Source organism: Segeticoccus sp., from assembly GCF_035708005.1.
The window spans coordinates 26,446-33,425 of the sequence record NZ_DASSTI010000022.1 but is presented as its reverse complement, the minus strand read 5'-3'; the positions used below and the strand labels follow the sequence as shown (position 1 = coordinate 33,425).

The window sequence follows — 6,980 nt, the reverse complement described above, 5'->3', positions numbered from 1 at the left end:
TCGCACGCGAGGGCCAGCTCGTAGCCACCGCCCGCGGCGGTGCCGTTCACCGCGGCGATCCAGGTCTGGCCGGAGTTCTCGGTCGCGTCCTCGATGCCGTTGCGGGTCTCGTTGGTGAACTTGCAGAAGTTCACCTTCCAGGAGTGCGGCGACTGGGCCAGCATGCGGATGTTGGCGCCGGCGCAGAACATGCGCTCCACCCCGCCGGTCATCACCACGGCCTTGACCTCCGGGTGCTCGAAACGCAGGCGCTGCACCAGGTCGTAGAGCTCGATGTCCACTCCCAGGTCGTAGGAGTTCATCTTGAGGTCGTAGCCGGGCACGAGGCCGCCGTGCTCGTCGACGGCCAGGGCGGCGGTGGCCACCTCCCCGTCGATGGTGAGCTTCCAGTGGCGGTACCGGTCCGGGGCGGTCGCAAAGCTGACGACGGGCTGCGACGCGGCCTGGGGCTGGGCGGTCTCCGACGTGCTCGGCGCGAGGTCGGAGTTCTCGGTGACGGTCATGGCACTCCCTGGGGGCACGGGCGGTTTCGGTCTCCCTAGACTCTACGTTTTCCCTGTTCCCCGTCAAGACTTTGTAGTATTTTTCTGCATGTTGCGCCGCGCCCGACAGGCCCGGCCGTTGCGGTCACGGGCGATCGGGTACCCGACTGGGACAATGCGGTGCCGCAACCGAAAGGGAGACAGCCTCGATGGCCACGACGCCACAGCAACCGGACGCCGGAAGGATGGGGACGGCGCGCCAGCGCAACACCTCGGCACCGAGCGCACGGTCGCTGCTGCTCACCATCCTCGGCGAGTTCGTGCACACCCGCTCCGGCTCCATCTGGACCGGCACGCTCGTGTCGGCCCTGGCGACCCTGGGCGTGGAGGAGAAGTCGGCACGCCAGGCCCTCTCCCGCACGGCCGCGGACGGCCTGCTCTCCTCCGAACGGCACGGCCGGAAGGTCATGTGGACCCTCACCGAGGCCGGCGCGCAGCTGCTGCAGGAAGGCACCGAGCGCATCTACGGCTTCATGCGGCGCCCGCACGCCTGGGACGGCCGCTGGCTGGTCCTGACGGTGGGCGTCCCCGAGTCCCAGCGCCGGCTGCGACACCGCCTGCGCACGCGCCTCACCTGGCTCGGCATGGGATCCCCCACCCCGGGGCTGTGGGTGGTCCCCGAACCGGCCAAGCGGGACGCCGTCGCCGCCGTGCTCGCCGAGCTCGGCCTGACCGCCCGCGCGTTCGCGTGGATCGGCGAGTCGGCACAGGTCGGTGAGCCGGCCAAGCTGATCGCCGCCGCGTGGGACCTCGACGACGTCGAGAAGCGCTACCTGACGTTCATCGACCAGTTCGAGGGCGTGCACGCCCCCACCGACCACGAGGCGTTCGTCAACCAGGTGCACCTGATCCACGAGTGGCGCAGCTTCCCCTTCCTCGACCCGGACCTGCCGGCCGAGCTGCTGCGCCACGACTGGCCGGGGCCGCGGGCGGCCGCCACCTTCCACACCCAGCGGGACCGCTGGCACCGCCGCGCCCAGGCCGAGTGGGACCGGATGGAGTCGCAGGCAGCCACCCGCAACTGACCCATCGCGGCCGAGGCCACGCAGGCTCGCCCGCCCCACGCCCACGTGACGTGCCCCGTATGCCGTGTGCTCGGCATACGGGGCACGTCGCGTCCGGTCTCGGGTCGGGCGCGGATCAGTACTGGTGGTCCTCGATGTTCACGTAACCACCGCGGTCCTCGTGCCCCGGCGGCACGGCCGTGAGCTCCGGCTGCGGCTGCTTCGGCGCGGCCGGCTCGCTGGTGTCCTCCACGGCAACCCGCTTGCGCAGCGAGGCGTCGCGCTCGTTGCCGCGGTAGCCGCGCACGAGCAGCCAGTCATGCACCTGGTCACGGTCGGGGTGCGTCTCGCGAACGGTGTTGTAGACGTAGTTGATTCCGCGCTGGGCAGCTTCCCACTCCAGGTGGGTCATGACGAAGCTGCCGACCCCTCGACCCTGCTGGGCCGTGTCGACGGCCAGCAGGATCTCGGTGTCGCCACCCCAGGTGGAGTCCATCCAGCCGTAGCCGACCGGCTTGCCGTCCTCCGCGGCGACGAACCAGTCGCCGGGCAGCTCGGCCCCGTCGGGGTAGCTGACGTCCAGCGCCCCCTCCGGGGCGCCGCCGATGATGCGCTCCTTGTCCGCGTCCCACACCGGGCGCGGCTCACGCTCCCACGTCAGTGGCATGTCGACCTCCCTGTGCTGTGGCCGGTCCCGCCGTCAGGCGAGACCCTCCTCGGCGAGGTGGACGTAGTCGAACTCGACCGGCTGGTCGTTGATGCCGGTCTTCGGCGGCGCGATCCAGCCGGCGAACTTGCCGTACTCGTACTCCGGCACCATCAGCTTGGCCACCCGCTTGCGGTCCTCCGCACTCGGTAGCCACTGGTCGACATTGGCCGCCCACTCCTCGTCGGACAGGACGCGGCCGTCGGGGCTGACGTGGTGCCCGGCGTAGTTGCCGACCTTGCGGTTGAAGCCCTCGTGCGGCAGGACGAGGCGCTCCTCGAGGCCCGCGTCCTCGAGCTCCTGGTTCCAGCGGCGGACGCCGTTGGCGCAGTCGGCGGCGTACTCGTCGCGCAGGTCGAGGTTGAGGGCGCTCAGCATCGGCACCGTCTTGCTCTTGATCTCCCCGTCCTCGATGTAGTTCATCTCGCGGGTGTCGTCGAGCAGGACGTGGTCGTCCTTGCGGCGCTTCTCCATCCAGCGGCCCTTGAGGCCGGAGGTGTAGTAGTTGCCGGCGTTGGTGGACTGCTCGGACCCGAACAGGTCCATGGAGACGGAGAACTGGAAGTTGAGGTACTTCTGGATGACCGACAACGGGATCACCCCGGCCTCGTAGAGCGTCTCCTCGTCGCTGGTGCCGAGCTCCTTCATCACCTGGGCGGTCCGCTCCACGGTCCGCTGCACGCCGGTCGTGCCGACGAACATGTGGTGCGCCTCCTCCTTGAGCATGAACTCGCAGGTGCGCGCCAGCGGGTCGAACGCCGACTCCTTGAGGGTGCCCAGCTGGTACTTGCCGTCCCGGTCGGTGAAGTAGGTGAACATGAAGAACTGCAGCCAGTCGGTCGTCTCCTCGTTGAACGCACCGAGGATGCGCGGCGCGTCGAGGTCACCGGAGTTGCGCTTGAGCAGCTGCTCGGCCTCCTCGCGCCCCTCGCGACCGAAGTAGGCGTGCAGCAGGTAGACCATCGCCCACAGGTGCCGGCCCTCCTCGACGTTGACCTGGAAGAGGTTGCGCAGGTCATAGATGCTCGGCGCGGTGTTGCCGAGGATGCGCTGCTGCTCCACCGAGGCCGGCTCGGTGTCGCCCTGGATCACGATGAGACGCATCAGGTCGGCGCGGTGCTCACCCGGGATCTGCTGCCAGGCGGGCTCACCCTTGTGCTTGCCGAAGTTGACCTTCTTGTCGGGGTCCTGCTCGGCGAGGAAGATGCCCCAGCGGTACTCCTCCATCGGGACGTGGTCGAAGTGCGCCCACCCGTCGCGGCCCACGGCGACCGCGGTGCGCAGGTAGACGTCCTTGGTCGGCAGTGCCGGGCCGAGGGTCTTCCACCAGTCGAGGAACTTGGGCTGCCAGCCCTCCAGCGCCCGCTGGAGACGACGGTCCTCGGCGAGGTTGACGTTGTTGGGGATGCGCTCGTTGTAGTCGATCTTGCTGAGCGGGCCCTCCGGCTTGGGAGCGGGACCGGTCCGGGTGTCAACGGACATTGCAGTTCTCCTTCGGGTCGGCGGTCATCTAAAGTTCTACACTTCTTCGGCGTTGCTGCCAAGAGTTTGTCGACTATTTGAGGGGGTTTCTGGGCCGGCCACGGCCCCTGGTTGCCGGGCTACGGCTGCGGCGCCCCACCGGTGACGGCGGCCAGCACCGCGGGGCTGCCCTGGACGGCCGTCCGCTGCAGGTGCGCGTAGACGGCCCGCAGGCCGCCCTCCTCCTGTCCCCCACCGGCGCGGCCCGGCCCGCCGTGCACGAGCTGCGGCATGGGGGTGCCGTGACCGGTGGATTCCGCTGCGGCGTCCCGGTCGAGCACGAGGACCCGGCCGTGGTGGGCCGCTGCGCCGAGCACGACGTCGCGGACGAAGCCGCCGTCGTGGGAGACCACCGACCCCGCCAGCGAGCCGCGGCCGCGGGCGACGAGCGAGAGCAGGTCGGGCACGTCGTCATACGGCATCACGGTGCTGACCGGGCCGAAGGCCTCGACCTCGTGCGGCTCGGAGCGGGTGGTGTCGTCTGCGCGGAAGAGCAACGGTGACAGGAAGGCGCCGCGGTCGGCGTCGGCCCCGGTGACCGCGACTGTGTCGGGGTCACCGAAGACGAGCCGGCCGGCCTGCCCGAGGCGCCCCGCCGCGGTGCGGACGTCGTCGCGCTGGGAGCGTCCGACGAGCGCGCCCATCGTGACGCCTTCCGCGCCGGGAGCACCCACGACGAGGGCGTCGAGCGCCGCCTCGACGGCCTCGGTCACGGCATCCAGCTGACCGCGCGGGACGAAGGCCCGCCGGATGGCGGTGCACTTCTGGCCGGCCTTGACCGACATCTCGGTGACGAGCGCCTGCACGAACAGGTCGAACTCGGGCTGCCCGGGGGTGGCGTCCGGGCCGAGCGCGGAGAAGTTCAGCGAGTCCGCCTCGGCGTTGAAGTGGGTGGACCGCTCGGTCACGGCGGGGTCGCTGCGCAGCCGCGCGGCCGTCGAGGCCGACCCGGTGAAGCCGACGTGGTCCTGGCCGCCGAGGAGGTCGAACAGTCCGTCGACGCCTCCGCAGACCAGCTGCAGCGACCCCTCGGGCAGCGCACCCGACTCGACCATGATCCGCACGGCGTGCTCGGCGACGTAGGCCGTCGGGGTGGCCGGCTTGACCAGCGTGGGAACGCCGGCGAGCAGGGCTGGCGCGAGCTTCTCGAGCATCCCCCAGACGGGGAAGTTGAATGCGTTGACCTGCACCGCGATCCCGCGCGGCGTCGTCAGGATGTGCTGGCCGGCGAAGGTGCCCTGCTTGCCCAGCGGGACCGGGTCGTCCTCGACCACCACCGTCCCGTCGGGCAACCCCTTGCGGCCCAGGCTCGCGTAGACCAGCGCCGTGCCGAAGCCGCCGTCGACGTCCACCTTCGCGTCCGCCCGGGTGCACCCAGCACGGGCCGACAGGTCGTACAGCTCCTGCCGGCGCTCCTGCAGGGCGAGCGCCGCGGCCTTGAGGGCCCCGGCCCGCTCGGGGAAGGTCAGTTCGGCCAGGGCGTTCCAGCCGGTGGTCCGCGCGTGGTCGACGGCGGCGCCGAGGTCGAGTCCGTCGCTGCTCACACGGGTGACGGTCTCCCCGGTCACCGCGTCGGCGACTTCGCGGCCCTCGCCGGTCCCGGTCTGCCAGGTGCCGGCCAGGTAGCTGGGCAGGATGTCGGTGCTCATCGCAGTCCTCCGGTCGCCTCGAGGACGGCGCCGGTGATCCAGTCCGCGTCCGGGGAGAGCAGGGTCATCACGGCGCCGGCGACGTCCTCGGGGGTGCCGAGCCGCTTCATGGCGTTGCCGGCCGCCATCGCCTCGACCGCCCGCGGTGCGGTGACCTGGCGCATGAACTCGGTGTCGGTGGCCCCGGGCCGCACGACGTTGACGGTCACCCCGCGCTTGGCGACCTCCTTGGCGGCGACCCGGGCCGCGGCCTCCAGACCGGCCTTGGCGGCGGCATACGTGCTCTGCCGCGGTGGGGCGACCTCCGCCGCCGCGCTGGACAGCAGCACGACCTTGCCACCGTCGTGGACGCGGCGCGCGGCCTCGCGCAGGATGAGCAGGGCCGAGCGCAGGTTGAGCGCGAGCGCCTGGTCGATGTCCTCCTGGGTGAGCTCGGTCAGGCGCGGGTAGCCCCAGCCGCCGACGCAGTCGACGACAGTCGCCAGGTCGCCGAGCTGCTCGGCGGCGTCGAAGGCCCGGATGACCCCCTTCTCGGTGGTCGCGTCGGACTCCACGAGCTCCACGGTGTGACCGGCGCTGCGCAGTTCGGCGGCGAGCGACTCGGCGCGGTCGGCGTGGTGGTGGTAGCCGATGGTGAGTGCGTGGTTCTCGGCGACCCGTCGGCTGACGGCGGCGCCGATGCCGCCGGCGCCGCCCAGGACGAGCGCGGCGGGCGCGCTCTCGGGACGTGGGGAACTCGACGGGACCGTGGGCTCGGACATGGGCCTCCCTCGCTGTCGGAAGCCTCCAATATGCCACAGATTGATCGACGTGACGCAACGTCTATGTAGAATAATTTCCCAGACAGGTCGCCACGGTGAAACCGCCCGAGCGCAGCGCGAGCGTGGCGCGGCACGCCGTCGCCCTGGGCACCTCGACCGGACGTCGGGGCAGCACCGGCGCGGCGGCAGGGCCGGTGGGGACCCGGTCGCAGGCCACCTCGAAGAGCAGGTCCCCGTCCAGCACCTCGACCAGCTCGGCGCCGACGTGGTGCAGCATCCGCAGGATCGGCAGGTTGTCGAACCGCACCTCGCCCCGCATGCCGCTCAGGCCCTGCCGGTGGGCGATGACCTGCAGCGCGACCAGCAGGGCCGTGCCGATCCCGTGCCTCTGGTCGTCGTCGGCCACCGCGAGGGCGAACTCGTGGCCACCGTCCGGCACGCGGCACAGGCGTCCCTCCCCCACGACCCGCTCCCCGCGCAGCGCGACCAGCTGCACGTCACCGGGAGACACGCGGGCCACGGCTCCCGCCCGCAACGTGCCACCGAGCTCGCGGGAGAAGCGCATCCGCTGCGAGTGCGGGGAGAGTGCGGCGTACAGCGCGGTCACTGCCGGCCAGTCCTCCACCGTCGCCGCACGGACGCGGTATGCCGGGCACGCAGGACCGTGCGTCGCTGCGGCTGTCGCTCGAGCTGCCTCCACGAGCGCACCGTAGGTCGGCGCCCGTCCCCACGACAGGGTCCAAGGTCCCGGGACGGCTGTGCTTCGCTGCGCGCCCCGACGAATCCGAGCGGGAGGA

7 protein-coding genes are annotated in these 6,980 nt (G+C 71.3%); 1 reads left to right on the top strand and 6 read right to left on the bottom strand.

Translation table 11 applies throughout. The features are described 5' to 3' along the window. A partial coding sequence (locus VFL99_RS02325; RefSeq protein WP_325104710.1) for an enoyl-CoA hydratase-related protein occupies window positions 1–503 on the bottom strand: 503 nt, incomplete at its 3' end. A gap of 188 nt (window positions 504–691) precedes the next feature. On the opposite strand from VFL99_RS02325, the gene VFL99_RS02320 reads away from it, so the two are divergent. Next, window positions 692–1,567: a PaaX family transcriptional regulator gene (locus VFL99_RS02320; protein ID WP_325104709.1), complete on the top strand. Its 876-nt coding sequence runs from the start codon at window positions 692–694 to the stop codon at window positions 1,565–1,567. Between the two features lie 115 nt (window positions 1,568–1,682). Here VFL99_RS02320 and VFL99_RS02315 read toward each other — a convergent pair whose 3' ends face one another. From VFL99_RS02315 to VFL99_RS02295, 5 genes are all read right to left on the bottom strand, one after another. After that, window positions 1,683–2,213 carry a GNAT family N-acetyltransferase gene (locus tag VFL99_RS02315; protein ID WP_325104708.1) on the bottom strand — a complete coding sequence of 177 codons (531 nt, stop codon included), beginning with the start codon at window positions 2,211–2,213 and terminating at the stop codon, window positions 1,683–1,685. Between the two features lie 33 nt (window positions 2,214–2,246). Further along, complete coding sequence (boxB, locus tag VFL99_RS02310) at window positions 2,247–3,734, bottom strand: benzoyl-CoA 2,3-epoxidase subunit BoxB (protein WP_325104707.1); 1,488 nt, start codon at window positions 3,732–3,734, stop codon at window positions 2,247–2,249. Window positions 3,735–3,853: 119 nt separating this feature from the next. Then, window positions 3,854–5,422: a phenylacetic acid degradation bifunctional protein PaaZ gene (gene paaZ, locus VFL99_RS02305; protein WP_325104706.1), complete on the bottom strand. Its 1,569-nt coding sequence runs from the start codon at window positions 5,420–5,422 to the stop codon at window positions 3,854–3,856. Then, window positions 5,419–6,183, bottom strand: a complete 765-nt coding sequence (locus VFL99_RS02300) for an SDR family oxidoreductase (RefSeq protein ID WP_325104705.1) — start codon at window positions 6,181–6,183, stop codon at window positions 5,419–5,421. The genes paaZ and VFL99_RS02300 overlap by 4 nt, the downstream gene beginning before the upstream one ends. A 61-nt stretch (window positions 6,184–6,244) precedes the next feature. Next, complete coding sequence (locus VFL99_RS02295; RefSeq protein ID WP_325104704.1) at window positions 6,245–6,883, bottom strand: GNAT family N-acetyltransferase; 639 nt, start codon at window positions 6,881–6,883, stop codon at window positions 6,245–6,247. Between the last annotated feature and the right edge of the window lie 97 nt (window positions 6,884–6,980).